This is a genomic window from Sediminibacillus halophilus, from assembly GCF_900103695.1.
Taxonomy (GTDB): domain Bacteria; phylum Bacillota; class Bacilli; order Bacillales; family Amphibacillaceae; genus Sediminibacillus; species Sediminibacillus halophilus.
The window spans coordinates 1-25799 of sequence record NZ_FNHF01000001.1 but is presented as its reverse complement, the minus strand read 5'-3'; the positions used below and the strand labels follow the sequence as shown (position 1 = coordinate 25799).

Below are 25799 nucleotides of genomic sequence, written 5' to 3'. Positions count from 1 at the left end.
TCCATTTTTTAAATTTTGTCTCTAGTATAAAATATTAACACATTTCCGGCAGAATTTCCTACTGGTAAGTGAAAGGCGAATATGTAACAAGCGATGATATCCTCTTATTCAGGACTTCTTTAGGATTGGAAAACATAACATAATAAAACATCCTGCTTAACCGAGTCACTCGTTTAAGCAGGATGTTGTTAAACCTTGACTAGAATGGGGGATAAGTTCTTAGCTTGCCCGATGTTCCAGCCGCAGCCTGTCGGCCACCATCGCAATGAATTCAGAATTGGTCGGTTTGGCCTTGGAGATACTTACCGTGTAACCGAAAAGAGATGAAATCGATTCCATGTTTCCTCTGCTCCAAGCAACTTCGATGGCATGGCGAATAGCCCGTTCCACCCGTGAAGCTGTCGTATTGTACTTTTTGGCAATGTCCGGATACAGCACCTTTGTGATGGAGCCTAATAATTCGATATCCTTGTAAACCATGGTAATTGCTTCTCGCAAATACATATAACCCTTAATATGCGCAGGGACACCTATTTCGTGGATGATATGGGTTATGCTTGTTTCCAAATCTTTTTTCCTGTCATCTCGTTTTGCTTTTTGTTTGTTGGAGCTGACATTATCGAAAGAAGGGGCAACACCATGCACTTGTCTGATTTGGTCCGCTAGACTGTCCAAATCAAATGGTTTAAGAATAAAGTATGAGGCACCTAAATCAACTGCTTTTTTGGTTACTTCTTCCTGGCCGAAAGCAGTCAGCATAATGACATTTGGGTACTTTTCCTTTTCAAGTTCTTTTATTTTACCCAATACTGCCAGACCATCGATGTGCGGCATAATGATATCCAGTACTAACACATCTGGATCAAGCTCCTCCAGCATTTGCAGGCAGTCCTTCCCATTATAAGCAGTACCGATGACTTCAATGTCTTCTTTGTCATCGAAATACTCCTCCATTAAATTAATTAGCTCCCGGTTGTCGTCGACTAAACAAACTTTAATTTTCTCCACTCCAAATTTCCTCCTTTAAGTAATTCCTCCCTGAGTTCCTCGTTATGATTTCGACATAAATGCGATATTTCCTTCTTTTCTGGAAAAAACATTGGATTTTTTTCTATTTTCTTATAATAGCTTTCATTTACTCCATAATTCTTGTAATTACGACAATAAGTTCATTATTTATCGCCAATTTGTCGAAAAATCTTTTTTCTTTGTTTAATTGTAGCACATATACCAGTTTTTGCAGACTTTAGCACAAAAAAATTAACTCTTATCTTGGTTAAGATAAGAGTTAATTTGGTTTTCAGCCTGCTTTCTGTTCACTGCCATATATATCAATACCTGCTTCATTGAGCATCCACTCAATGTGTACGCCGTAACCTGAGGTCGGATCATTGACAAAAACATGTGTTACTGCTCCGATAACCTTTCCATCCTGGATAATTGGACTACCGCTCATTCCTTGGACTATACCACCCGTTTCCTTTAGTAATTCCTTGTCCGTTATCTTGATAATCATCCCTTTTGTAGCAGGGAATTTTTGCGGTACACTACTGACAATTTCCACATCGAATTCTTCTACTTTTTCTCCATGGACGACTGTCAGAATTTTTGCCGGACCTTCTTTCACTTCGTGAGATAGGGCAATAGGCATTGCCTTATCAATTTTTCCGTTCTTTATTTTTTCATCCAACTTTCCAAAAACACCGAACGGCGTATTTTTCGTGATGTTACCTAATTTCTTTTCGTTTGCTGAAAACTCGGCACGTTTCTCTCCAGGTGTACCGTTATCCCCTTTTTCAATCGCTTTAATGTTGGAGCGGACAATGGTTCCTTTATGAATTTCAATCGGTTTTCGGGTGTCCATGTCGGAAATGACATGACCCAACGCTCCATATTTTTTCGATACAGGGTCATAAAAAGTCATCGTTCCGATTCCTGCGGCAGAATCCCTGATATACAAACCGATTCGGTAATCATCTTCTTTGGCATCCAAATAAGGAGTCAATTTGGTCTCAAAGGTTTTTTCACCGCGCTTTACGGTAACTTGTAACGATTCACCATCATTTCCTGCGCTTTCTACAAAAGGAGCCACTTCCGATATTTTCTTTATTTCTTTTCCATTTATTTTTAACAGGATGTCGCCAACCTGTATATCCGCTTCTTCCCCCGGGGAAACCTTCCCTTCACTGGTTGTTATTTGATGATGACCTACTACTAAAACTCCAAGGGTATGAAGATTAACGCCGATTGACTGTCCGCCTGGTATGATACGGAAATCATCCAGAACATCGACATTCACTTTTTTAATTGGCAATCCGGCCAGTTCATAGACAATATCAGCTGTTCCCATCCCTTTTGCAGCAAAGGAAGCTTCGCCTGCTGCCTCTATAACCTCTTCATCACTGCTGGCCATCGATACATGTGTGCTGACAGCCGGCATGTGAATCCCTTCCTGGTTCATAAAAGTGGTCAGATGACCAGGTATCATAAAAAAATCTTTAACCGGTAAAAAAGGAATACACAGGAAAGCAACAAGGAGCGTTATTCCTATGCCATTGCGAAATCCTCTAAATTTCATGCTTCACTCTCCTCGTTCCTAACCCATATCAATAATTTTATTTCTGTAGTTCTAATTTGGCCTTACAGCTTCTTTTTTAAACACTGTAAAGATGAGAAATACCGGCGATAATTTCCTTAAATGTTTGGAATTAATCAAGCTAAAAGGTGGATAATAAAAAGAAGACATAGAAAAAACCCTTGCCTTTGGCAAGGGTCATCCTTGATCCTTTTTAAATTTTTCTGCAAGCTTGATCAATTCTCTGGCATGTTCCTTTGTCGTTTCCGTCATCTCTGCTCCGGTGATCATCCGGCTGATCTCTTCCACGGAAGACTCCGTATCGAGTTCTACTACAGAGGTGCTTGTCCTTTCATCGGAAACATGCTTTTCGATTAAAAGGTGTGTGTCCGCCATCGAAGCGACTTGGGGGAGGTGGGAAATACATAAAACCTGCGAGCCCGTTGCAATTCCGTGAATTTTTTCAGCTATCGCCTGTGCGACCCTTCCGCTTACCCCGGTATCAACCTCGTCAAAGATAACACTGGTCACCCCTTGGTGCTTGGAAAAGATTTTCTTCAGGGCTAACATGATTCTCGATAGCTCTCCACCTGAGGCAACTTTATTGATTTCTTTGAGTGGCTCACCGGGGTTGGTAGTAATCAAAAATTTCACAAGGTCAAAACCATTGGCCTGCATACTGACAGGAACTCCTTCCAACTGCGGATCTCCTTCTTTTCCACGTCTCATTTGTATATCGACACCGAATGCGGCTTTTTCTAAGTAGAGATCCTTCAACTCTTTGTGGATGGAATCAGACAAGGTTTCCGCTGCCTTTTTTCGAATATCATGCATATGTCTCGCTTCCAAAAGCGCATCTTCTCCAAGTTCTGCGATTTGATTTTGCAGCTTGGATAAATGGGACTCACGGTTGGTGATTTGATCAATCTCATCTTCGACTTCCGCTGCGTATTCCAAAATTTCCGTGACTGACTGACCATATTTCTTTTTTAAACGGTTGATTTCATTTAGCCGGCTTTCTATAACATTCAGCCGTTCCGGATCAAATTCCATGGAATCGAGGAAATTACGTAAATCAAACGTGAATTCCTCCAATACGTAATAATGATTCGAGAATTCCTCTTTTTTGGAAGCTGATTCTTCATCATATTCACTCGCGCTTTCCAAACCGTTCAGTGCGAGCGAAAGCCAGTCTAGTCCCTTTTGTTCTCCATATAATGCGTTATAAGCATCATGTATCCCCTGATATATTTTTTCGTAATTGTTCAGCTTATCCCTTTCTTCACTTAATGTTTCATCTTCCATCGGAGACAACTCTGCCTCTTGAATTTCCTTCAACTGAAATTCAAGCAAATCGAGCCGCTGAACCATTTCCTGTTCATTCTCGCTGAGCTCGCGATAACGCTTCCGCAGAGCCTGAAATTTTTCAAACAGACGAAGATAATCTGATTTAACTTGTCCCAGCTCATCTCTTACATATAGGTCCAATAACTCAATATGCCTGTCCACTTCCATAAGAGACTGTGTTTCATGTTGACTGTGTATGTCAATCAGTGTTTTACCGAGCTCTTTCAATATCGCTAGCGTAACTAATTTGCCGTTCACTCTGCAAATACTTTTTCCATTCGCTGTAATCGTCCGTTGAAGGACAATCATGCCGTCATCATTGATATCTACTCCAAAATGGCGCCCCTTTTCAAAAATAGGATGGTGGAGATCGTCGATTATGAACAATCCCTCTATATCCGCTTTTTTAGCACCATACCTGACAAATTCTACCGACCCTCTACCACCAGTCAATAATTGGACGGCATCGATAATGATCGATTTGCCTGCCCCGGTTTCGCCTGTTAACACAGTCAATCCTTCATTGAATGTAATCGATATTTCATCAATAATTGCGAAATCCTTGATAGACAATTCAGTTAACAAGTAAAAACCACCTCGTTTTTTTAAAGTAAACCCGTTACAACATTTCCAACAGTCTGTTCTTTATTTTCTGTGTATCCTTTTCGGTACGGCAGATGATCAAGCAAGTATCATCGCCACATATCGTCCCCATGATTTCCGTCCAATCAAGATTATCGATCAGTGCCCCAAGCGCTTGCGCATTTCCAGGAAGGGTTTTTAATACAATAAAATACCCAGCTGTATCAATCCGGACAAATGCATCCATAATCAACCTTCTAAGTTTTTCCAGCGGATTGAAGCGCTGGTCGGCAGGAAGGCTGTATTTATACTGGCCATCTACGGTCGGCACTTTAACAAGGTGCAATTCTTTAATATCCCTGGAAACAGTAGCCTGAGTGACATTGTATCCTAAGTCACGCAGCTGCTCAACGAGTTCATCCTGGGTCTCAATATCGTTATCGGTTATTAATTCTCTAATCTTTATATGCCGTTGCCCTTTCGTCATTCTACCCCTCCTTCTTTTGACAAATTCTATTCGCTTAATAAAGATCGGCAAAGGAAAAGGGCTACAGAAAGTGTAGCCCAGCTTATACTTGCTTCTGATGTGTCTCGTGTGCTTCCTTGACTACAAGGTCCATTTCGACATCAGACAGGTAATTTCCTGCTTCTTCTCCCTTATAAACAAAATAGGCTAAAAACTCGATGTTTCCATCCCCGCCCGTTATTGGTGAGAAGGTAAGCCCTTGAACGGTAAATCCTTCTGCCTCGGCAAAAGAGAGTATATTTTCCAAAACCTGGCGATGGACTGCTGCATCCCTGACAATTCCTTTTCGGCCTACCTGTTCTCGGCCAGCTTCAAATTGCGGCTTGATTAGAGCAACAACCTCTCCGTTAACATTGATCAGTTTTGCCAGAACTGGGAGAATCAGTTTTAAGGAAATGAAGGAAACGTCGATGGATGCAAATTCCGGTGTCCCTCTATTCAGCATATCCGGTGTTACATATCGAAAGTTTGTCCTTTCCATTACCTCTACTCTTTCATCATTTCGCAGTTTCCAATCAAGCTGGTTATAACCGACATCTATTGCATAGCTTAACTCGGCACCGTTTTGCAAGGCACAATCGGTGAAACCGCCTGTTGACGAACCGATATCAATCACTTTTTTTCCTTGAAGGTCGATGCCAAAATGCTTGATCGCTTTTTCTAACTTCAATCCACCTCTGCCTACATATGGAAACAACTTACCCTTAACGGTTAATGATATATCTTCTTCCACTTTCATACCAGGCTTGTCCAGCCGGGTATGTTCGGAATAGACTAATCCGGCCATAATTGACCGCTTCGCCTTCTCTCGCGTTTCAATCAACCCTCTGTCCACCAACAGAGTATCGAGCCTTGTTTTTTTACTCAAAATCAATCATGCCCTTTGCTGTTTACTTGGCAGCATGCGCTGTACATGTTGTATTGCTTGATCCTTCGTCAAACCGATTTCTTCTAATAATTGGTCGACCTTGCCATGTTCAATATAACGATCCGGTATGCCCATCCGGTGGATAGACTGGTTCTGGTAGCCGTTCTCTTCAGCAAATTCCAACACTGAACTCCCAAAACCACCTTTCAATACTGCCTCCTCGATCGTTAATATCGGCATGTTCACGGACATCAACTCATGAAGCATCCGTTCATCGAGCGGCTTGATAAATCGTGCATTGATCACCTGGACAGATATACCCTTTGCTTGCAAATCTTTGCTAGCCTGCAATGCCAGTGATATGGTAGTTCCGAAAGTTAGGATAGCAGCATCACTACCCTCTTTCAAGACCTCCCAACTGCCAATTTCTATCGAATGAAAAGTGTCATCCATAGCAACACCTAGACCATTGCCACGAGGGTAACGGACAGCAATTGGGCCATCATCGTATTCAACGGCAGTATGGACCATATGTTGGCATTCGTTTTCGTCTTTAGGCATCATCACGACCATATTGGGAATGCTTCGCAAAAAGGATATATCGAAGACACCCTGATGCGTTTCTCCGTCTGCTCCCACGAGTCCAGCCCGGTCAATCCCGAACATTACATTAAGATTTTGACGGCAGACATCATGAACCAACTGATCGTATGCCCGCTGCAGGAAAGTCGAATAAATCGCTAAAAATGGCTTCATACCCTGGGTGGCAAGACCTGCTGACATGGTTGCAGCATGCTGCTCGGCGATGCCGACATCAAAAAGCCGTTCAGGAAACTCTTTTTGAAACTTTTCCAACTTCGAGCCCAGAATCATTGCAGGCGTAATAACCGTTAACCGCTCATCTTCCCGCGCTTTTTTTTGCAGCGTACTGCTTACGACTTCACTCCATGCCGGCGGCGCATCTACTGGTTTTATTTTCTCCCCGGAATCGATTTTATACGGTCCGACTCCGTGCCATCTGTCTTTCATGTCTGTTTCTGCTGGCTGGTATCCTTTTCCTTTTTGAGTAATCACATGAACAAGGACAGGACCTCCGGTTTTCTTAGCATATTGGAGATTTTCCTGTAAAGCAGAAAAATCGTGGCCATCGACAGGGCCATAGTAGGTGAACCCGAATTCTTCAAACAGCATCCCCGGTACCATAAAATATTTCATGCTATCCTTGACTCGTTCTGCCGTTTGGGCAAGACGGCCTCCGACAGCCGGGATTTTTTTCATCAGCCATTCCATTTCATCTTTTACCCGTCTATATTTACCTGCACTTCTCATACGTCCCAATGCATTGTGCAGGGCTCCGACATTATTGGCAATCGACATTTCGTTATCATTGAGAATGACAATGATGTCTTTTTTCTCATGGCCGATATGATTCAGTGCTTCCAAGGCCATGCCTCCGGTCAATGCTCCATCGCCAATAATTGGGACAATATGACTGTCCTCTTTTTTCAAATCTCTCGCGATAGTCATTCCCATCGCGGCAGATAGCGAAGTAGAACTATGGCCCGTTTCCCAAACATCATGCTCACTCTCACGTACTTTTGGAAAACCGCATAACCCTTTATACTGACGCAGCGTATCAAACTGACCGGCACGCCCCGTTAGGATTTTATGAATATAGGACTGATGCCCGACATCAAAAATAAATTTGTCCTTCGGGCTCTGAAAAAGTTTATGGAGCGCCAATGTTAATTCCACGACACCTAAGTTCGCTCCAAGGTGTCCGCCCGTAACAGATAGCTTCTCAATCAGAAACTGCCGTATTTGTGCCGCAAACTGCTCTAATTCTTCGTTTGACATATTTCTTAAAAACGAAGGATCTTTTATTTCTGTAAGATCCATGATGGGATTCCTCCCCTTCACCATAATTTTCCGGTCGGTCATTTCTTGTCATTTACCTACCGGTTCCTATTTACTTACGCAATTCCATTTTATGTCGCAATTTGTACTTTCCCTTAGTATAACAAATATCTTCAGTAAACGTATGATTAACGATTCCGTTGACATTTTCTTCTCTTATAGCACTACCCTTTTTTTAGCAATTGCACATTAAATTTAGACTCGATCAAGGCGACAACCTTGCCCACAAAAAAGATAATATTGGTAGATGCATGGATGGCAAAATACTTGCCGACTGCTTTACCGCCGACAGTCAATGCCGCCACTAGACTGGTTAAGACTACATTGATGACAATTTGGATGGTTGAACCTTCTGAATACCCAAATCCGTTAGCTACCTGCAGGACGACAATCGCTGAAGCAGTACCACTGACGATTCCTGATATATCTCCAATCACATCGTTACAAAAACTGGCAAAACGGTCTGCATTGCGGACAATTAGCAACGCCTGCTTGGAACCGCTTACCTTTTCCGAGGCCATTGCGTGGAATGGTGTTTCATCTGCGGCAGTAGCCGCAATACCCAGCATATCAAAAAAGATACCGATCAGCACAATAACCAATACGATCAACAAACCGATGATCCAGGCTACACCGCTGAGTACGGAAGAAGATATGACTGAAAAAATAGCCGCTAACACGAATGTGATAACGGCAATACTTAAACTAAATCGTAATGACTTTTTTAGTTGTGATTTCATTGTTACCCTCATTAATCGGATTCTAGAATTATGTATAAGGAATGGTCATTTAAAAGGTAAAAACTGCGGCTTAGGTCCAGTAGGTTTTCCCAGATGGATACCGAATGTTGCCATTCTGGCGGTTCCCCTTTAAATCCACCTTAGCTTTGTCACCAAAAGCTAGACTGGATTGCCACTTAGTCCGCACTATAATCCCTTTTAAATGTCCATTGGAACAGTCTAGGAGATTTCCTCGACAGTCTTTAGCCGTTCCCTAGCCTCTTTTGCAGCACTGATTTCAAATGGCAAAATAGCGAAATAAAAGTGGCCGCTTTTATCACGCCGTGAGCCATTATCCCCTCAGGGCCACTCAAGGCAGGCTACGCTGCGAATAGAGATTCCCTTTCCCTATTGCGCAGGTTCATACCCCATTCCATAGCAGCTACTAGGCTTAGCCGCCACTACAGAGATGGGCCTCCGCGGAAGCAGGGTCCTCGCCCACATGCCTTTGTGGATCGCCCTGCTACCTTAACTCCCAGCACTGACCCAAGGCTGGGCGCCTCAAGCCAGCACAAGGAACTTCATCGATGTGCCCTTTGGCGGATTTTTAGGCCCGCCTTCAGGAACGGAGGACCGACTAGAATACTGCACCATTCCCATTTGATTACATTTTATCATAAATCAAAAAAAATCTCAATTCAAGTTAAACCGGGCATGATGCACCCCGCACTAACATAGGAGCACCTATCAGACCATTCAACGATCCCGGTTGCCGAAGTACTCGGTAATATCGACTAGGACCGAGCTTTCTACACCAGCTTCCTTCAGGGATTGCTTCGCTTTTTGTATATACAATTCTTTTTGCTGTATTGCACCACCCAGACCGAGAAGCTTTGGGTAGGTGCTTTTCAAGTTGGTTTCATCACTGCCTACCGGTTTGCCGATTAACTCGGGGTCGCCCTGGACATCGAGAATATCATCCTGTACTTGAAAAATCAATCCGAGGTAGTAGGCATATTCTTGAAGGGATGCTATTTGATCAGCAGTCGCCCCACCGATCATAGCGCCAGCAGTCACGGCATATCGGAGTAGCCTACCTGTTTTCAAAGTATGGATTTGTTCCAGTTGTTCCAAGTCTGCTTTTTTGTCTTCAGCTTGCATATCGAGAACTTGTCCAGCAACCATACCTTTCGGACCAGCTGCATCGGCTAACTGTCTGATTAATTCCACTCTCTTGGTTTCAGAAACGGCCAATTCGGAAGCGATAATTTCGAAGCTATATGTTAAAAGCCCGTCGCCGGCAAGGATGGCAGTAGCTTCATCAAACTGTATATGATTGGTCGGCTTTCCCCGTCTTATATTATCATTATCCATCGCAGGCAGATCATCGTGAATAAGCGAATAGGTATGAACCATCTCCAGGGCCGCTGCTGCAGGTGTAACCATTTTTAGGGTCCCGCCATAAGACTCGCAGCTCGCAGCCATTAAAATCGGACGTAATCTTTTCCCGCCTGCTTCGGCTGAATATTTCATCGCAGCTTTAAGCCGTTCCGGCGCCTCGAGCTTTTTTATATAACCAATGATCGCTTCATCCATCTGAAATTGCTTTTCACTTAAATATTTTTCTAGACTTTCGGTCACCCTATTCGTCCTCCTGAATAGAGAAAGGTACAGTTTCGCCTTGTTCATTAACAATTTTCTCCATTTGTTCTTCTACATTCGACAGCTTATCACTGCATAGCTTGGAAAGTTTCATCCCTTCCTGATAATAATTAATCGCCTTTTCCAACGGAACTTCCCCTTCTTCAAGCTTTTCCACAATTTCTTCCAGCTGTTTCATTGCTTCTTCAAAGCTGATTTCTTTCTCACTCATTGTTTCTCCTCCTCAATCCCCCATACCTGGCAGTCCAACGAGCCATCAAAAAGTTTTACCGTCACTTGTTCTCCCGGTTGGACCTTTTTGGTAGAGGATAATACTTCGCCGTTTTGCTGATAAGTAATGGAATACCCACGCTTCATCGTATTTAATGGGTTCAATAGAGATAATTTGTCCAGGTTTTTTTGAAATTGGTTTTGCCTTGTTTGTACTTCTTTCGCAAAAGCTCGATCAAGCCGCAGACGGAGCTGGTTAAGCTCACGGCCCATCAGCTGTGTCTGTGTTTTCGGGTGCTTTAGCATGAGCCGTTTATGAAGAGCACGGAGGCTTTCTTGCTTGCTGTTGTGTCTTGCTGACACTCCTTTGCCAAGACGCTCCACGAATTTATCAAGTTCCTGTTCTTTTTGCCGTAGTAATTGAGCGGGATAACGAAAGGCATATGCCCTTTGCAATTGGCCTAATCGTTCTTTTGCATTGGCTAATTTGCTTTTTAGCGCGCGATCCATTGAACGATCAAGGGAAATAATTCGCTCTTTAATTTCCGCTTGTGATGGAACTGCCAGCTCTGCAGCAGCTGTCGGAGTAGCTGCGCGCATGTCAGCAACCAGATCACTGATCGTAAAGTCGGTTTCATGCCCTACCGCGGATATTACGGGTATAGTGGAAGCGTGAATGGCCCTGGCAACAACTTCTTCATTAAAACTCCACAATTCTTCTATAGAGCCGCCACCGCGACCAACAATTAGAATATCGAACTCTCCCATCCGACTGGCTGTTTCTATTGCTTTTACGATGGAGGCAGCAGACTGACTTCCTTGCACGAGAACCGGAAAAAGTACAGACTTTGCGATTGGATAGCGTCTGGATAGTGTAGTCATAATATCGCGAACGGCAGCGCCTGTCGGAGAAGTGATCACTCCGATCTTTTTTGGATAAGCAGGAATGGATTGTTTAATGGCAGGGTCAAAAAGCCCTTCTTTGCTCAACTTATCCTTCAATTGTTCGAATGCTAGATAAAGAGCCCCGATGCCGTCTGGCTCCATCTGGGAAATATACAACTGGTATTGGCCTTGCGGCTCGTATACGCTCAATTCCCCTTTTGCCAGGACGTTCATGCCATTTTCCGGTTTGAATTTCAAGGATCGGTTATTCCCAGCGAACATCACTGCCTGGATTTTGGAATGGTCATCTTTTAACGTTAGGTACATATGCCCTCTACTATGGTGCTTGAAGTTGGAAATTTCGGCTTTCAACCAAACATCCTTTAAATGCTTGTCCATTTCAAATTTACGTTTGATATATTTCGTCAATGCGGTTACTGTTAAATATCTATCGTTCATCGCTAGACACCTGCATATCTGGATTTTTTTCCATCAGAAAGACAACTGATGATGCTGTTTTGCCGATTTAATTGTATTATGTAATAACATCGTAATCGTCATCGGACCGACCCCTCTAGGGACTGGTGTTATATAGGAAGCCTTTTCCGATGCTGCCTCGAAGTCGACGTCTCCCGTTAATTTTCCGTTTTCCATCCGGTTTACTCCGACATCAATGACTACTGCTCCAGGCTTAATATCTTCCGCCTTGATGAAATGTTGTTTCCCAACAGCCACTATCAGTATATCTGCCTCTGTGGTATATTTTTTCATGTCCTTTGTCCGTGAATGGCAATACGTTACCGTAGCATGTTCATTCAACAGCAATTGCCCGACGGGTTTTCCTACAATATTACTCCGCCCAACAACGACAGCATGTTTTCCTGCGATTTCAATGTTTTTCGATTTTAACATGGTCAAAATACCGAAAGGAGTACATGGATAGAACGTATCTTCTCCGGTAAGCATGCGCCCAATATTAATTGGATGGAAACCATCCACATCTTTTTCCGGACTAATCGCTTCGATTACTGCTTGTTCTTCGATATGATCGGGAAGCGGCAGTTGGACAAGAATACCGTGAATATTTTCATCTGTATTTAAATCGCCAATCAGATTGAGCAATTCCTGCTGAGAAGTTGTATCCGGTAATTTAATGAGATTGGAATCAACCCCGACCTCGTCGGATGCCTTTTGTTTTCCTTTCACGTAAGACTGGGAGGCCGGATCATCTCCTATCAGGACGACTGTCAAACCAGGTATAATCCCTTTTTCCGCAAGTTTCTTTACTTCTTCTTTCATCTCCAGTCGCAATTCGGCTGCTAAATCTTTTCCGTAAATAATTTCGGCTCCCATTTTACTTTCCCCCTATTTTAACATCTTAGATAGAACACCATTGATGAATCTTCCGGATTTTTCATCTCCATAACTGTTGGCTAGTTCTATCGCTTCATTTATCGCCACGCTGCTTGGCACATCCTCTTTATAGGACAATTCATAAGCAGCGATTCTCAATAAGGTTCTTTCTACAGAAGCGAGTCTGTTGAACGTCCAATTTTCAAGGTTTTCATTGATTTTCTCATCGATTTCCTGTTTATGTTCAATCACACCATATACAAGGTCTGTTAAGAAAGCATCATCAACCGGACCATCCATCACATGCTCGATAGCCTCTTTCGGCGGAATGTCATTGACATCCATCTGAAAAAGGATCTGGAAAGATTTTTCACGTGCTGTTCGTCTTTTCATCGTTTCATTCTCCTTTAAATACCTGTTCAAATAACGGGCTCGTCCTGATTCTTTTTGAACAGCTGTTCAAGCAATACCTGTTTCAAATAATAACATGTTACAGGATACAAAGCCATTTCCAGATAATTTTTACAGAAATCATCGAAAAATACAAGCATGCTTTCCTATTCATCAGGATAATTAAAAACAAGACCAGGAAGCGACTGTCGCTCCTTGGTCTTGTTTTACTAGTTAAATTGTTTCTTCTTCCGTTTCATCCCGATCGATTTGAACACCGACGATATGGATATTTATCTCATCAATTTCAAGTGCAGTCATATTCCTCAATGCCTGCCGTATATTGGTCTGGATTTTTTGTGCAACTTCCGGAATCCTCGAACCATAATCAAGCACGACAAAGACATCGATCAGAACACCCTTATCCGTGAGTTCGACTTTAATTCCTTTTCCGTGCGATTTTTTTCCGAACCGTTCGGCTACCCCGGATGCGAAGTTGCCGCGCATGGCATAAACACCTTGTATCTCGGTAGTGGCGATGCCGGCTATAACCTCGATTACTTCCGGAGCGATTTCCACTTTACCCAGATCAGAGCCCTCACTAACATTCAATAAAGAGTTTTCGTCCATTCCGTTCACTCCTTTTTATGCTATTCATCTTCCATTATAGTATATTTCTCCAGAAACTTCGTATTAAAATCTCCGTCAATAAATTGAGGATGTTCCATCATTCTAATATGGAAGGGAATAGTTGTATGAACGCCTTCAATTACAAATTCGTCAAGCGCCCGTCTCATTCTGCTGATTGCTTCCTGCCTGTCTGCTCCGTGAACGATTAACTTGGCAATCATGGAATCATAATAAGGAGGAATGCTATAGCCCGGGTATGCACCGGAATCGACCCTTACACCCAGACCTCCTGGCGCAAGATACATATCGATTTTGCCTGGTGAAGGCATGAATTGTTTAAACGGATTTTCAGCATTGATTCTGCATTCAATCGACCATCCTTCAAACTCGATATCCTCCTGTGCGAACGACAGGGGCCGATCGTTGGCAATATTGATTTGTTCCTTGATCAAATCGATTCCGCTTACCATTTCGGTTACCGGATGCTCTACTTGAATACGGGTATTCATTTCCATGAAATAAAACGTTTCTTCTTTCTTATCAAAGATAAACTCGATCGTCCCAGCTCCTGAGTAATCAACTGCTAAAGCAGCCTTGACTGCCGCGTCGCCCATTTTTTTTCTGATCTCTGGGGTGATCGCCGGTGATGGTGATTCCTCAATCAACTTTTGCAATCGACGCTGGACGGTACAGTCCCGCTCGCCGACATGTACGGCATTGCCGTGATTATCAGCCAACACTTGAATTTCCACATGACGGAAGTCTTCAATGTATTTTTCCAAATAAACACCAGGGTTACCAAAAGCCGTTTCAGCTTCCTTCTGGGTTACCCGGATACCTTTGACCAATTCTTCTTCTGTCTTGGCAACGCGAATTCCTTTTCCGCCGCCTCCGGCAGTAGCTTTAATGATTACCGGATAGCCTATTTCTTTGGCTACACGCCGCCCTTCTTCTTCGTCCGCAATAATTCCTTCTGAACCAGGAACAATCGGAACCCCGGCAGCTTTCATCGTCTCTCGTGCTACATCTTTTGTACCCATTTTTTGAATAGCATAAGCACTCGGTCCGATGAATGTAATATTGCAAGCCTTGCAAATTTCTGCGAAATCTGCATTCTCTGACAAAAAGCCATAACCCGGATGGATAGCATCCACTTCGGTTAATGTGGCTACACTCATGATATTTGTGAAATTTAAATAGCTGTCCTTGCTAAGGATTGGACCGATACAGTAAGCTTCATCTGCTAGCTGGACATGGAGGGATTCTTTGTCACCTTCTGAATAAACCGCTACCGTTTCAATCCCCAGTTCTTTACATGCACGAATGACCCGGACAGCAATTTCACCTCTGTTTGCAATCAATATTTTCTTAATCACACTGTCATCCCCTTACTATGCCTTGACTCTGAATAATGGTTGTCCATACTCGACGAGTTCTCCATCTTCAGCGAGAATCTCGACGATTTCCCCGGATACATCCGCTTCTATTTCGTTGAAAAGTTTCATCGCTTCAACAATGCAGACAACCGTATCTTTGTTTACTTTATCGCCTTTTTTAACATATGCGTCACTTTCCGGTTCTGGTGAACTATAGAATGTTCCAACCATAGGCGAAACGATTTCGTGATCGAAGTCTCCAGCATTTTGTTCTTGCGGTTGGTTTGGTACAGGTTCTTCTTTTACCTGTTCCTGAGGTTGAACCGGAGCTGCTGATGGTGCAGGAGCAGTTGTTTCCTGACGAACAGCCGGTTCGCTTACGATGGTTCTTTCCTGGATCACTTCTCCAGCCTGCTTTTTCATAGAAACCTTCGTTCCATTTGATTCATAGTCGAATTCATCAATGGAAGACTCATCGATCAATTTAATTAAATCTCTAATTTCCTCTACTTTTAACATAAAGTGGGGCACCCCTTTTATCACAATTTATCAACAGGTACTAATAACTCCTCTTAACATTTTACGAAAACGAAAGGAAAACTTCAACTCTTAGGTGGAAAGTAAGAGGAGTGATATTCATTATATCCTGTTGTTCAAGGCTTGTCTGCTTTTCCGTGATAACAGCCGATAAATGAAGAAGAAAAAACCGACTAACCCAGGGAGCATCCCGGGAAAATCGGTTGAGGCTGGACAACTTGAACTTGTCCGGTTCTAGCTCGCAGGCTGGAACTTCACTTCGATTGTTACTTCGCCAAACTCGTCTTTCACCATTTGAATGATATTGTTCGCTTCTGTTTTAGACAGTTCTTCAGCTTTGACGGTTACAACTACTTCGTTATCTTCTGATCGAACAAGCACATCTTCATACTGATTTTCCGCCATGATTGTTTCTTCGATAATTGATTCTTTTTTTGCCGCTTCCTCTATTTGCTGCATCTCTTCATAAGCGGCATTGATCTCTTCCGTAGAAGCGGTACTGGAGGCAACCGTTTCTTCTAACTCTTCTTTCTTGGCACTTCGATCATCCTGTATTTGCATTCTAATAGAAGTGAACAATTCATCGGTTGAAGACTCGGAAATGACGGAGTCTCCTTCCTCTAATAATTCTTCATCCTCCCCTTCCACCATCTGGGCCCCATCCCCTGATGTTTCCTTGTTCTCTTGGTCCGCATTATTTAAAAAGGCCAGTTCCTCACTATTTGGAGAACTCATATAATATACACTCAGTACAATCATTAAACTTAACATTGTCAATAACCAAACTGTTTGCTTTTTCAGCATGTCAATTCCTCCTTATTAATTTTTAGGCATGACCGAAATCCGGTGTGTTGGGACATCCAAAACTCTGGATACTGCTTCGACTACCCATTGCTTAACCTGCATATGGTCCACTCCTTTGGCTACTACAAGGACCCCCCTTACATCTGGCTTTTTTGTATGGACAAGAAGCGGAACTTCTTTATCACCTTGTCTGACAAGTACGACTTCCTGCTCCCTTGTAGAGTCTTCAAGGGTACGCTCTCCGCCGTTTTGATCCGTTTCGTCTGTGGTCTGTGTTCCGATGATTAAATTTTTTTCGTAAACCTTTTGCTTGGTGGAATCTAAATTCACCATTGCCTCCACGTCGGAAACGCCTTGGATTTTTTCTAATAGTGCTGTCAGTTCCTTTTCATAATTTCCTTCCAAGTCTGCTATCTCTTCATCCTTCTCAGCGATGGTCTCTTCTTTTTTATTGAGGAAAGTCTCCTGCTCATTGGTACTGCTGTCAGGAGTGACAGATAGCATGTTATCCCCGCTGTTTTTTTCTGATGAGAATATTCCGCTGACCAATATCAACAGCAGACCAACAAGCCCGACGATCAGTACATACGCAAGTTTTGTCGGCTTATTGTCGTCACCTTGCTTTAGCTTAACGTGGGATAACAGTTTTTTTAGCGGGTTATTCACTCTATCCCTCCTCCCAGTTGATGGTTATCGTTTGATCTTCCAATCCCCATGCTTCAAACAAAAAGGACTTGATTGGTTTTGAATCAGGCATGTCCTCCTTTACTGGTTCTTCGCCAATATCGATCACGACCTCCTCCACACTACCCTCTGTCTCCACGTTCGTTTGATGTTTTCTTAAAAGAACATGGATACCTTTTAACGTTTCGAAAGAAAGGTCTTCACCCTCTTCAAACTGAAAGGAGATATCAGCAATTTCCACATCATGTTTTTGTTCCAACCCCTCTTCCACTTCATTTTTCATTTGGACAGCCATTTCTTCTAAAATATATGCACGTTGAGAGGCTTGTATTTCTTTTTTCTTTAAATCGATTGAATTTTTCATTTCTTCTTCCTCGGTTGCCGTATCAAATCCAGCTGAAGCTTTGGACATCATTGTGTCTATATCCATTTGAAAAAGCCGGAACAATGGTTGTAAAAAGATCAGTATCAATACAAGTCCGACTACTACCTTGATGTATTTTTTCATAGAGGAGTTCGGCATCAGGAGATCGATCACCATCGCCAATAGTAGAAACAAAATAATTTGGGTAACCCACTCCGTCAGTAAGTTCACGTTAATCCCTCCCTGTTCATCGCAGCATCACCGTTAAATTGCTGGACGCAACGAGGATTACTATTGCAAGGAAGAACATGAAGGTAACAATCAACAGTGCAGCAAATATATAAATAATATATTTGCTAATGCTGTCCATACACTCGATCACAGGGCCATCCCCAATAGGTTGAAGAAGAGCGGAAGCGAGCTTATAAATGAGGGCAATCACAAAAATCTTCACAGCAGGGAACAGAGCGATACCTAGTATAAGAATGACACCGACTAAACCGATAGTATTTTTCAACAAAAGAGAAGCACTCAAAACGGTATCTGCGGCATCAGTAAACATCCGTCCTACCACAGGAATAAAATTCCCGGTGACAAACTTAGCGGTTTTTAAAGCAATCCCATCCTGAACTGCAGTAGCTGCTCCCTGGACGGAAATAACTCCCAAAAATGCTGTGAGAAACACACCTAGCAATCCTATCCCGATATTTTTCAGCAGATCAGCAAGCTGCGTTGCTTTATAATGTTCATTCAACGTACTGACAATGGATAATAACGCCGACAAAAAGAACAGTGGCAGGACAACGACGGAAATCAGCAGCACACTGATATGAATAAGAAATACGACTGCCGGGTGAAAAAAAGAAACAGCAGCCATACTTCCCAAAGAGGCCATCAAACCCAGCAACAAAGGGAGCAGTGCTACCATAAATCCACTCATCAATTCAATCGATTCTTTGGCATAAGAAGCGGCTGAATGAAAACTGTTCAATGCCAGGACAATCAGGACTAAATAAACAATGGCATAAGCTATTTTGCTGATATTATTGTTTTCAAAAGAGGATTGGAGCGTTTGTAAAATCACACAAAATAACGTCAACAAGATCAGCATGCCAAGCAACTTACCGTTGATAATCACTTCGTGGAACAAGTATTGAAGAATGCCTTTGGCCCAATCTTTGAACGAAAGAGATTCTTGATTTTTGATGAATTCCATAAAGGTGGATTTTTGCAGTCCTGGAAGATAACCGCCGTATTCATCGACTACATGGTTCCAGTAACCCTTTATCTCATCAAATGATATGGAGTCGACTGTTTGTTCATTTAATTGTTCAAACTGGTTAGGTTCCTCGGTGGCAGCCAAGCCATGGGAAGGAAGGAGAATCATTGTTGCTATCGCTACGGCTAATAATATGAGGAATTTTGTAAATTGGTGCATCGTCTTTCCTCCCCTCCATTTAAACCGGTAAAAAACCGAGAATTGTTTCAATCACAGCGGTCAAAATCGGAACTGCAAGTACCAAAATAAACACTTTTCCTGCCAGTTCTATTTTTGCTGCAATAGATCCCAGTCCCGCATCGCGAGTCAAATGTGCACCAAAATCTGCGATATAAGCAATACCAATTATTTTTAAAATCGTTTCGATATAGATTCCATTTATATTCGCTTTTTGTCCAAGGTTGTTGATCAGCGAAAAAATTTCTCCAATATACTGAATGACTGCGAGAAAAATAACAATACCAGTTATAAGAATCAGCAGGAAGGCCATTGAATATTGTTGGTCTTTCAAAAGGATGTACAGTAAACTTGCCACGATCCCCAAACTAACGATGTGAAAGATTTCCATGGCTACCCCTGGAAAAGGAATACAGATTTTATTTGATTGAACAAGTCAGCAATTTCATCGATGACAATGATCATCACGATGATGAAACCGACTACCGTGGCAAAATGAGCAATATCTTCTTTTCCCATTTGCTTCAGTATTGTATGAATCATGGCAACAATGATTCCGATACCTGCTATTTGAAATAGAACGGCGGCCTCACCTAGCATGTTATGTTTGCTCCTTTCTAGTCTATATCAAGAGTAGGACGACTAATAATCCTGTTAAAAACCCAAGACTTTTGACCATTTTGCTATATTTCAGCTGCTGATTTTGCGCTTCCTCCAGTTCTCTGTCCAAGTGGGTCAGCGCTAATTGAATATGTTTTTGCTGTTGGGAAAAATCATGCTGTCCCAATGTCCTGCCAAATTGTTTTAGGACCTCCTTCTCGCTGTCTTTCAAAGCGGCATGCGGCCAAAAGCGATCAAGATTGTACTTCCATATTTGATAAAGATCGGTTGTATTACCCTGTAAGTCTTTATTCACGGATTGAAAAAATAACGATACCGGCTTTGGAAGTTGTTGTGCCAGAGTTCCACACGCTTCCGCCAATGGAGCCTGACTGTATAAAATCTCCGCCTCTAATATTTGCAGCGCACTTTTCAACTGACGAATCTGCACTGGACGATCGCTCAATTTTCTTGAAAATTCAAAACCTGCCCACGTAGTTGCGCAAAGCAGTAGAATTGCTCCTATCCACTTCATTTTGTCTGCACCTCTGTTTCCTCTCGATACGCTCTCCGCTTTCATTTAAAATCCATTTCACTGTCCCCGGAGCCACTTTTTTCTCTAACACTACATACCTTTGGAAAGCATTGCTTTCAAAAAGCGGCAGTAAGGAAGGCCGTTTTTTCAATTCATGCAGATAGTCACCATGAATGGAACAAATCACTTTCACACCGGCATAAAGTGCTTCCATTAAGGCTTGTACATCTTTTTCGCTGCCAATTTCATCAACGAGTAAAACCTCTGGAGACATGGATCTAATCATCATCATCATACCGTCTGCCTTCGGACAAGCGTCCATGATATCGGTGCGAGGACCAAGATTATGCTGTGGTATCCCATCTACACTGCCCCCGATTTCAGAACGTTCATCGATTACCGCCGTCTTTCTGCCTGTCGCCTGTCCCCAGCCTGAGGATACCATCCTTACAATATCTCTTAGCATGGTCGTTTTCCCAGTCTGCGGTGGCCCGATGATCAACGTATTTAAGTAATCTTTCTCATATAGAAACGGAATAATTTCTTCCGCACTTCCCTGTTTTTCTTTAGCAATCCGTATATTAAAAGAGGAAATATCCTTTATCGCTTTAACAGATCCTTTTACTGTATTCACCTTTCCAGAGAGACCGATACGGTGTCCGCCTTCTATCGTGATAAACCCTTCGCGTAGTTCGTCCTCCAGGCGATAAAGGGAAAATTGGCTGATTTGATTCAATAGAAAAATCCCGTCCTCTTTCATCGGTATCAATCCATTCGCCCATTCATTTCGGCTGTCAAAAATCAGTTCAATCGGCCGGGACAGCCTTACCCTTATCTCTTGAAGACTTGTCCAACGCTTGCCGATAATGCTGGCAAGGCTTGTCCTGGACGGTTCTGAAAACAATCTTAAAATTTCTTCCACAAAACCCACCCTCGCTTTGCTCTATGAGATTTTAGAAAGCAATGAAATGGAGGGTTCACAACCCTTCGTATCACTTCTATCTCTCCTACCAACAATGTATGCCGCACACCGCCAAATATGACAAACGAAAACAAGCACAATGACGGAATGATAGAACCACAGAAACAGGATCTTTAAAATGAGAAAGCAGTAACAGAGTGGTGGGGACTGTCCCCCTTAAATGAATAGTTCAGCCAAGAAGAATAAGTGAGGGGCAGGAGACTATAATAATAACCAAAAGCGGTCAGTAGGGAACCTGTGAATACTAATTTTCCCCTTTGCATATGAATTCGATATAAAATGGAGTTGTTTTTTGTTTGCGGGGACTGGTTTTCGGGGACTGACCCCGAAGACTGTCATTCACTAACGACTTTGTTGGAGAGGGTCTGTCATCTTCTTCAACAAAGTGCCAATAAAAAAACCAGTCCGCGTCTTAATGCGAACTGGTTTTTAAATTTGCAGTTATTTTGTATTGGATTAGGCACGGGATACATATTTTCCATCTGACGTACTAATCACAAGCACGTCACCTTCGTTGATGAAGAAAGGCACTTGTACGCTTAGTCCTGTTTCGAGAAGCGCCGGCTTGGTACCACCGCTTGCTGTATCTCCTTTAATACCTGGTTCTGTTTCTTCAACTTTCAATTCTACGTTGTTAGGAAGCTCGACTCCCAACGTTTCGCCGCCATATGTCATAATATTTACTTCCATATTTTCGCGGAGAAATTTTAATTCATATTCAATTTGGTTTCCCTGCAATTCCAGCTGTTCATAAGTATTGGTATCCATAAATGTATGCGTATCACCAGAAGCATAAAGATATTGCATTTTTCTATTTTCAATATGGGCACGGCTTACTTTCTCACCAGCCCGAAAGGTTTTCTCCTGGATGTTTCCGTTCCGCAGATTACGTAGCTTTGATCGGACAAAAGCAGCTCCTTTACCTGGCTTCACATGCTGAAAGTCCAATACCTGCCAAATACCATTGTCTACTTCAATTGTTAGTCCTGTACGAAAATCGTTTACTGAAATCATGCTATTTCCTCCTTCATTCCCTCAACTATAAGGTTATCAATTCTTTCGGTGCGAAGCTAAGAGATTCATTTCCTTCCTTGGTCACCAAGGTATCATCTTCAATTCGGCACCCTCCAACATTGGGAACATAGATGCCCGGTTCTACGGTCACGACCATCCCCTCTTCAAGGACCTGTCCGCTCCGATGTGACAACGCAGGTCCTTCATGGACATCCAGTCCGAGGCCATGTCCGGTAGAGTGTCCAAAATAGTTTCCATATCCCTTTTCTTCAATATAATCTCTTGTTAATGCATCCGCTTCTTTACCGGTTATTCCGGCTTTTATTCCTTCCATTCCTTTTAACTGTGCTTCTAAAACCGTATTATAAATTGTTTTTAATTCATCACTAATATTACCTACAGCCACCGTCCGGGTGATATCCGAAGCATACCCTTTATAAAGTGCGCCGAAATCAAGTGTAACAAGTTCACCCTTCTGAATTTCCTTGTTTGAGGCCACTCCATGCGGAAGGGCTGAACGCAGGCCGGATGCAACAATGATATCAAAGCTCGAAGAAGTTGCCCCTTGCTTCCTCATAAAGAACTCAAGTTCATTTGATACATCGATTTCTTTTACCCCAGGCTTGATAAAAGTCAAAATGTGCTCGAATGCAGCGTCGGCAATTTGTGCGGCAGCTTTTATAATATCAAGCTCTTCTTCCGATTTGACTAAACGGAGTTTTTCTACTAAACCGCTGGTAGGTACAAGTTCGGCTTCAATCTGCTCATGGTACTGCTCATAAAGTCCATATGTCATATCCGCTTTTTCAAAGCCGAGTTTCTTGCCGCCCATCTTCTTCACTTGATCGGCAACCTCTTGATGAATCGGCTGCTTGTGTTCGATGATTTCGAAATCCTTCACCTGTTCACCAGCCTGCTCCGTATAGCGAAAGTCAGTGATAAACAGTGCCTTATCAGCACTTACCAGCACAACTCCAGCCGTTCCGGTAAATCCGGTTATGTATCTGCGATTTTTTGCACTCGTAATTAACAATGCATCTAAATTCTGATCCTTTAGCGCCTGTCTTAGCTTCTCCAGTTTCCCCATCATCCTCATCCTTTCTTGTTTTCTTCCAGAAATGCTAAAGTTGCCAAACGATATCCTGTCGTACCCAGTCCAACCACTTGACCATAGCATACTGATGCAAGCATGGAATGATGACGGAAAGCTTCCCTCTGATGTATGTTGGAAATATGAACTTCGATGACTGGAACATCTATACCGCTGATTGCATCCCGGATGGCGATGCTAGTGTGTGTATATGCTCCTGGATTGAATACAATCCCCTGATATGTACCCTCGGCATCTTGCAAACAATCAATTAATTCCCCTTCGTGATTCGATTGGAAAGTGTCCAATTCCCATCCATAAGCAGCCGTTAACTGTTTTATCTCTGCATGCACATCTTCCAAAGTCGTTGTGCCATAAATTGACGGCTCCCGTTTGCCAAGTCTGTTCAGATTCGGACCATTCAACAGTAATAATCGCTTCATTGCAACTTCCCCATCCCTTTACCATCTATACTGATACATCATCTTTCAGTTTATCATAATTAACTATCCTTTGAATAATTTTTTCCCCCGGCCCTTTGTGCATCCTGATAATTATATGCTATCGAATAACCGATAAAGGTGCCATACAACAAAAACAGACAAATGGTTGTCACGACGGTATCGCTGTCCAGCTTTGTCATTTTTGGCACATTAGGAAACATCGGATTCAATAGATAAAAAACCAGGAACCACAAAGCAATACCGAAAATAGCACTTGGCCAGATTCCTTCCACCGTTTTCATAAAGAAGTAAAAAATAGCAGCTGTTCCAATCGACAACAGGCCTATAGCAAAGATGGAAATTACCTCACCAAGCCAGCCATCAGTCCAAGCCATAGTCAGCCAGGGTCTGAGAATGAAAGTTGCTGGTGAATAGGAAGTGAAATTGAAGAATGACGCAACATAACCAATGAAGCTCCATAGCACGCCTCCGAAAAAACCAGTGAACAAGGCTTTCCGAAAAAAGGAAACAGATTTTTCCTGTTTATTTTGCTCTAAATTTTCATTGTCTTTATCCATAGATAACACCACCTTCCTTTATAAGAATGGCCAATAACCTTTAATTTCATCCATCTACTTCTTTTGTAACACTTTAAAAAATCCGCTAGTTATCTAAATATTTTTTTAGTAAAATAAAGATATGCTTTCACACTGTGACAAGGGTCAAAATTCTTTTCGGAAAATAGCGTATGATAATGAATAATATTGGTCTATCGGGGAAGAATTTATTCGTAAGTGACAATATGCTTTTTCCCGAAATGCTTCATTAATTGGAAAGAAAAATCCACTTAAACGGTGTAAAATCTTTCTTTTCGGGAAACGTTATTAATGAAGTCTGCTATCGTACTATTTTTTTCGATCATCTGCTTCCTGCATCAACCACCCATACATTTTTAGTTATTCCGATTTTTTCTTTGGAAAAATCCAATTTAAAGGATAAAAGACATTCCCCTAGTGGTATACAGGATAGTAAGAGAAATCGAAATGGTTATTTCGCTGGTGAAAGGAGGACTTGATTAGATGACTCGCAGTAAGATGTCCCTTTTTATTTATTTACTGATCGGCCTTGCTATATTTGGGTTTGCTGCTCAGCTGTTAACGAATACAAGTGGATTATTAATGAATTTGGTCATGATGGTAGCGGTCGGCGCTGCATTATACGGGGTCGTTTACTACTTTTTCATCCGCAAGCGTACATCGAATGAATTAAAAAAGTATAAGAAAGCAGTAAAGCAATCGAAGATGAAATACAAAGGGGAAGATGCGGCTAGCAAAAAAACATTTTCTCAGGCTGCTAAAAAGAATGCCCCACTCTTGAAGCAGAAAAAAAACAATCGTGCCCGCGCCACCCATTTGCGGGTGATTGACGGAAATAAACACAAGCGGAAAAATCGAGCTTCTCTGTAAGCTCGATTATTTTTATGTGGGTCAGAGGATTCTCTATGATTTAAGCTGTGACCGACCATCCCATTATGTAGTAAGCTCTTCTTGGGAAGGAGAGTGAAACTGAATTCTGTTAGGAGAAAAATTCCATATGCGGCTTTGCCTGTCGATAGTATTCCAATCGATCCTGCAGTGTACCAGTATGAAACTCAAATTTGTGTCCATCCGGGTCTGTAAAATAAATCGAGGATTTATCCCGCTCATCGCGGCTTCTGCCTTCCAAAATAGGGACTTCTAGCTCCTCTAACTTTCTACATGCTTGTTCGAGTTCCGACTTTTCAATCGAAAAAGCGATATGTGTATAGGACTGATGAATCTCCCTTCTTGGGATATCTTTTTCAACATTGAGGGCAAGCCACAGCCCGTTCAAATCAAAATAAGCAGTACTTCTCCCCTTTACGAGCAGCTTGGCATCGAATACATTTTGGTAAAAAGCAATTGACCTCTCCAAGTCCGTTACTGAAAAAAGCAAATGATTAATGCCTTGCACGTTCATAAATTCACCTCTTTCGTGTATTAAAAAGTAAATAAAAACTAATCGCCCCACATTGCCGCCAGTATTTTTCAGGATTAGGAGTGGGACAGATGATAGAAACTGCACCATAGTTTGAATTAGTCTTCCAAACTTCTTACATTGATTGAGTGGGAGTGTGACGCTGCGGAAATACCCTGCGCTTTCCGCGGGCGGCTGGTGAGCTTCCTCGAGCTCACGCTCTGCGGGATCTCACCGAGGCCTTTCCTCCCGCAG

At 42.4% G+C, this 25799-nt stretch carries 29 protein-coding genes; 1 reads left to right on the top strand and 28 read right to left on the bottom strand.

Going from position 1 to position 25799, the window contains the following annotated elements:
• Nucleotides 1-219: 219 nt before the first annotated feature.
• The 27 genes from spo0A to BLR82_RS00015 all read right to left on the bottom strand — a co-directional run bounded on the left by spo0A (nucleotide 220) and on the right by BLR82_RS00015 (nucleotide 24127).
• Nucleotides 220-1008, bottom strand: coding sequence for a sporulation transcription factor Spo0A (gene spo0A, locus BLR82_RS00145; RefSeq protein ID WP_074597006.1), 789 nt, complete (start codon nucleotides 1006-1008; stop codon nucleotides 220-222).
• Nucleotides 1009-1300: 292 nt separating this feature from the next.
• Entirely contained in the window at nucleotides 1301-2578 is a 1278-nt protein-coding gene (spoIVB, locus tag BLR82_RS00140) for a SpoIVB peptidase (RefSeq protein WP_074597005.1), read from the bottom strand.
• Nucleotides 2579-2773: 195 nt separating this feature from the next.
• On the bottom strand, nucleotides 2774-4507 hold the full coding sequence (gene recN, locus BLR82_RS00135) for a DNA repair protein RecN (RefSeq protein ID WP_074597004.1): 1734 nt from the start codon (nucleotides 4505-4507) through the stop codon (nucleotides 2774-2776).
• A 34-nt stretch (nucleotides 4508-4541) separates the two neighbouring features.
• Nucleotides 4542-4991, bottom strand: a complete 450-nt coding sequence (gene ahrC / locus BLR82_RS00130) for a transcriptional regulator AhrC/ArgR (RefSeq protein WP_026569998.1) — start codon at nucleotides 4989-4991, stop codon at nucleotides 4542-4544.
• A gap of 82 nt (nucleotides 4992-5073) precedes the next feature.
• On the bottom strand, nucleotides 5074-5901 hold the full coding sequence (locus tag BLR82_RS00125; RefSeq protein ID WP_074598204.1) for a TlyA family RNA methyltransferase: 828 nt from the start codon (nucleotides 5899-5901) through the stop codon (nucleotides 5074-5076).
• 3 nt (nucleotides 5902-5904) lie between these two features.
• Nucleotides 5905-7797, bottom strand: coding sequence for a 1-deoxy-D-xylulose-5-phosphate synthase (dxs, locus tag BLR82_RS00120; RefSeq protein ID WP_074597003.1), 1893 nt, complete (start codon nucleotides 7795-7797; stop codon nucleotides 5905-5907).
• A 182-nt stretch (nucleotides 7798-7979) separates the two neighbouring features.
• Nucleotides 7980-8555 carry a hypothetical protein gene (locus tag BLR82_RS00115; protein WP_074597002.1) on the bottom strand — a complete coding sequence of 192 codons (576 nt, stop codon included), beginning with the start codon at nucleotides 8553-8555 and terminating at the stop codon, nucleotides 7980-7982.
• Between the two features lie 735 nt (nucleotides 8556-9290).
• The gene (locus BLR82_RS00110; protein WP_074597001.1) at nucleotides 9291-10175 is read right to left on the bottom strand and encodes a polyprenyl synthetase family protein; all 885 of its coding nucleotides are present in this window, start codon (nucleotides 10173-10175) and stop codon (nucleotides 9291-9293) included.
• 1 nt (nucleotide 10176) lies between these two features.
• Nucleotides 10177-10407 (bottom strand): exodeoxyribonuclease VII small subunit, encoded by a 231-nt coding sequence (locus tag BLR82_RS00105; protein WP_074597000.1) that lies wholly within the window; start codon nucleotides 10405-10407, stop codon nucleotides 10177-10179.
• Entirely contained in the window at nucleotides 10404-11750 is a 1347-nt protein-coding gene (gene xseA, locus BLR82_RS00100) for an exodeoxyribonuclease VII large subunit (RefSeq protein ID WP_074596999.1), read from the bottom strand. Before xseA ends, BLR82_RS00105 begins: the two co-directional genes overlap by 4 nt.
• Before the next feature lie 33 nt (nucleotides 11751-11783).
• Nucleotides 11784-12644, bottom strand: coding sequence for a bifunctional methylenetetrahydrofolate dehydrogenase/methenyltetrahydrofolate cyclohydrolase FolD (gene folD / locus BLR82_RS00095; RefSeq protein ID WP_074596998.1), 861 nt, complete (start codon nucleotides 12642-12644; stop codon nucleotides 11784-11786).
• A gap of 12 nt (nucleotides 12645-12656) precedes the next feature.
• Nucleotides 12657-13037 carry a transcription antitermination factor NusB gene (gene nusB / locus BLR82_RS00090; protein ID WP_074596997.1) on the bottom strand — a complete coding sequence of 127 codons (381 nt, stop codon included), beginning with the start codon at nucleotides 13035-13037 and terminating at the stop codon, nucleotides 12657-12659.
• Between the two features lie 231 nt (nucleotides 13038-13268).
• Nucleotides 13269-13664, bottom strand: a complete 396-nt coding sequence (locus BLR82_RS00085) for an Asp23/Gls24 family envelope stress response protein (protein WP_074596996.1) — start codon at nucleotides 13662-13664, stop codon at nucleotides 13269-13271.
• A 20-nt stretch (nucleotides 13665-13684) separates the two neighbouring features.
• Nucleotides 13685-15040: an acetyl-CoA carboxylase biotin carboxylase subunit gene (gene accC, locus BLR82_RS00080; RefSeq protein WP_074596995.1), complete on the bottom strand. Its 1356-nt coding sequence runs from the start codon at nucleotides 15038-15040 to the stop codon at nucleotides 13685-13687.
• A 15-nt stretch (nucleotides 15041-15055) separates the two neighbouring features.
• Complete coding sequence (gene accB / locus BLR82_RS00075) at nucleotides 15056-15559, bottom strand: acetyl-CoA carboxylase biotin carboxyl carrier protein (protein ID WP_074596994.1); 504 nt, start codon at nucleotides 15557-15559, stop codon at nucleotides 15056-15058.
• Nucleotides 15560-15811: 252 nt separating this feature from the next.
• The gene (locus BLR82_RS00070; RefSeq protein ID WP_074596993.1) at nucleotides 15812-16381 is read right to left on the bottom strand and encodes a SpoIIIAH-like family protein; all 570 of its coding nucleotides are present in this window, start codon (nucleotides 16379-16381) and stop codon (nucleotides 15812-15814) included.
• Between the two features lie 15 nt (nucleotides 16382-16396).
• Nucleotides 16397-17047 (bottom strand): stage III sporulation protein AG, encoded by a 651-nt coding sequence (gene spoIIIAG, locus BLR82_RS00065; protein WP_074596992.1) that lies wholly within the window; start codon nucleotides 17045-17047, stop codon nucleotides 16397-16399.
• 1 nt (nucleotide 17048) lies between these two features.
• On the bottom strand, nucleotides 17049-17660 hold the full coding sequence (gene spoIIIAF / locus BLR82_RS00060; RefSeq protein WP_074596991.1) for a stage III sporulation protein AF: 612 nt from the start codon (nucleotides 17658-17660) through the stop codon (nucleotides 17049-17051).
• Nucleotides 17661-17676: 16 nt separating this feature from the next.
• A complete protein-coding gene (gene spoIIIAE / locus BLR82_RS00055; RefSeq protein ID WP_074596990.1) occupies nucleotides 17677-18867 on the bottom strand; it encodes a stage III sporulation protein AE in 1191 nt (396 codons plus the stop codon).
• A 19-nt stretch (nucleotides 18868-18886) separates the two neighbouring features.
• Complete coding sequence (gene spoIIIAD / locus BLR82_RS00050) at nucleotides 18887-19276, bottom strand: stage III sporulation protein AD (protein WP_074596989.1); 390 nt, start codon at nucleotides 19274-19276, stop codon at nucleotides 18887-18889.
• A 2-nt stretch (nucleotides 19277-19278) separates the two neighbouring features.
• Complete coding sequence (spoIIIAC, locus tag BLR82_RS00045; protein ID WP_026569980.1) at nucleotides 19279-19485, bottom strand: stage III sporulation protein AC; 207 nt, start codon at nucleotides 19483-19485, stop codon at nucleotides 19279-19281.
• Between the two features lie 22 nt (nucleotides 19486-19507).
• Nucleotides 19508-20020 carry a stage III sporulation protein SpoIIIAB gene (spoIIIAB, locus tag BLR82_RS00040; RefSeq protein ID WP_074596988.1) on the bottom strand — a complete coding sequence of 171 codons (513 nt, stop codon included), beginning with the start codon at nucleotides 20018-20020 and terminating at the stop codon, nucleotides 19508-19510.
• On the bottom strand, nucleotides 19965-20942 hold the full coding sequence (gene spoIIIAA, locus BLR82_RS00035; protein WP_074596987.1) for a stage III sporulation protein AA: 978 nt from the start codon (nucleotides 20940-20942) through the stop codon (nucleotides 19965-19967). The genes spoIIIAB and spoIIIAA overlap by 56 nt, the downstream gene beginning before the upstream one ends.
• Nucleotides 20943-21458: 516 nt before the next feature.
• Nucleotides 21459-22016, bottom strand: coding sequence for an elongation factor P (gene efp, locus BLR82_RS00030; RefSeq protein ID WP_074596986.1), 558 nt, complete (start codon nucleotides 22014-22016; stop codon nucleotides 21459-21461).
• Between the two features lie 25 nt (nucleotides 22017-22041).
• Nucleotides 22042-23103 carry a M24 family metallopeptidase gene (locus BLR82_RS00025; protein ID WP_074596985.1) on the bottom strand — a complete coding sequence of 354 codons (1062 nt, stop codon included), beginning with the start codon at nucleotides 23101-23103 and terminating at the stop codon, nucleotides 22042-22044.
• Nucleotides 23104-23108: 5 nt separating this feature from the next.
• Complete coding sequence (aroQ, locus tag BLR82_RS00020; protein ID WP_074596984.1) at nucleotides 23109-23549, bottom strand: type II 3-dehydroquinate dehydratase; 441 nt, start codon at nucleotides 23547-23549, stop codon at nucleotides 23109-23111.
• A gap of 59 nt (nucleotides 23550-23608) precedes the next feature.
• The gene (locus tag BLR82_RS00015; RefSeq protein WP_074596983.1) at nucleotides 23609-24127 is read right to left on the bottom strand and encodes a YqhR family membrane protein; all 519 of its coding nucleotides are present in this window, start codon (nucleotides 24125-24127) and stop codon (nucleotides 23609-23611) included.
• A 501-nt stretch (nucleotides 24128-24628) separates the two neighbouring features.
• On the opposite strand from BLR82_RS00015, the gene BLR82_RS00010 reads away from it, so the two are divergent.
• Nucleotides 24629-25015 (top strand): SA1362 family protein, encoded by a 387-nt coding sequence (locus BLR82_RS00010; protein ID WP_074596982.1) that lies wholly within the window; start codon nucleotides 24629-24631, stop codon nucleotides 25013-25015.
• 109 nt (nucleotides 25016-25124) lie between these two features.
• On the opposite strand, the gene fosM is transcribed toward BLR82_RS00010, so the two are convergent.
• Complete coding sequence (gene fosM, locus BLR82_RS00005) at nucleotides 25125-25547, bottom strand: FosM family fosfomycin resistance protein (RefSeq protein WP_074596981.1); 423 nt, start codon at nucleotides 25545-25547, stop codon at nucleotides 25125-25127.
• Nucleotides 25548-25799: the final 252 nt, after the last annotated feature.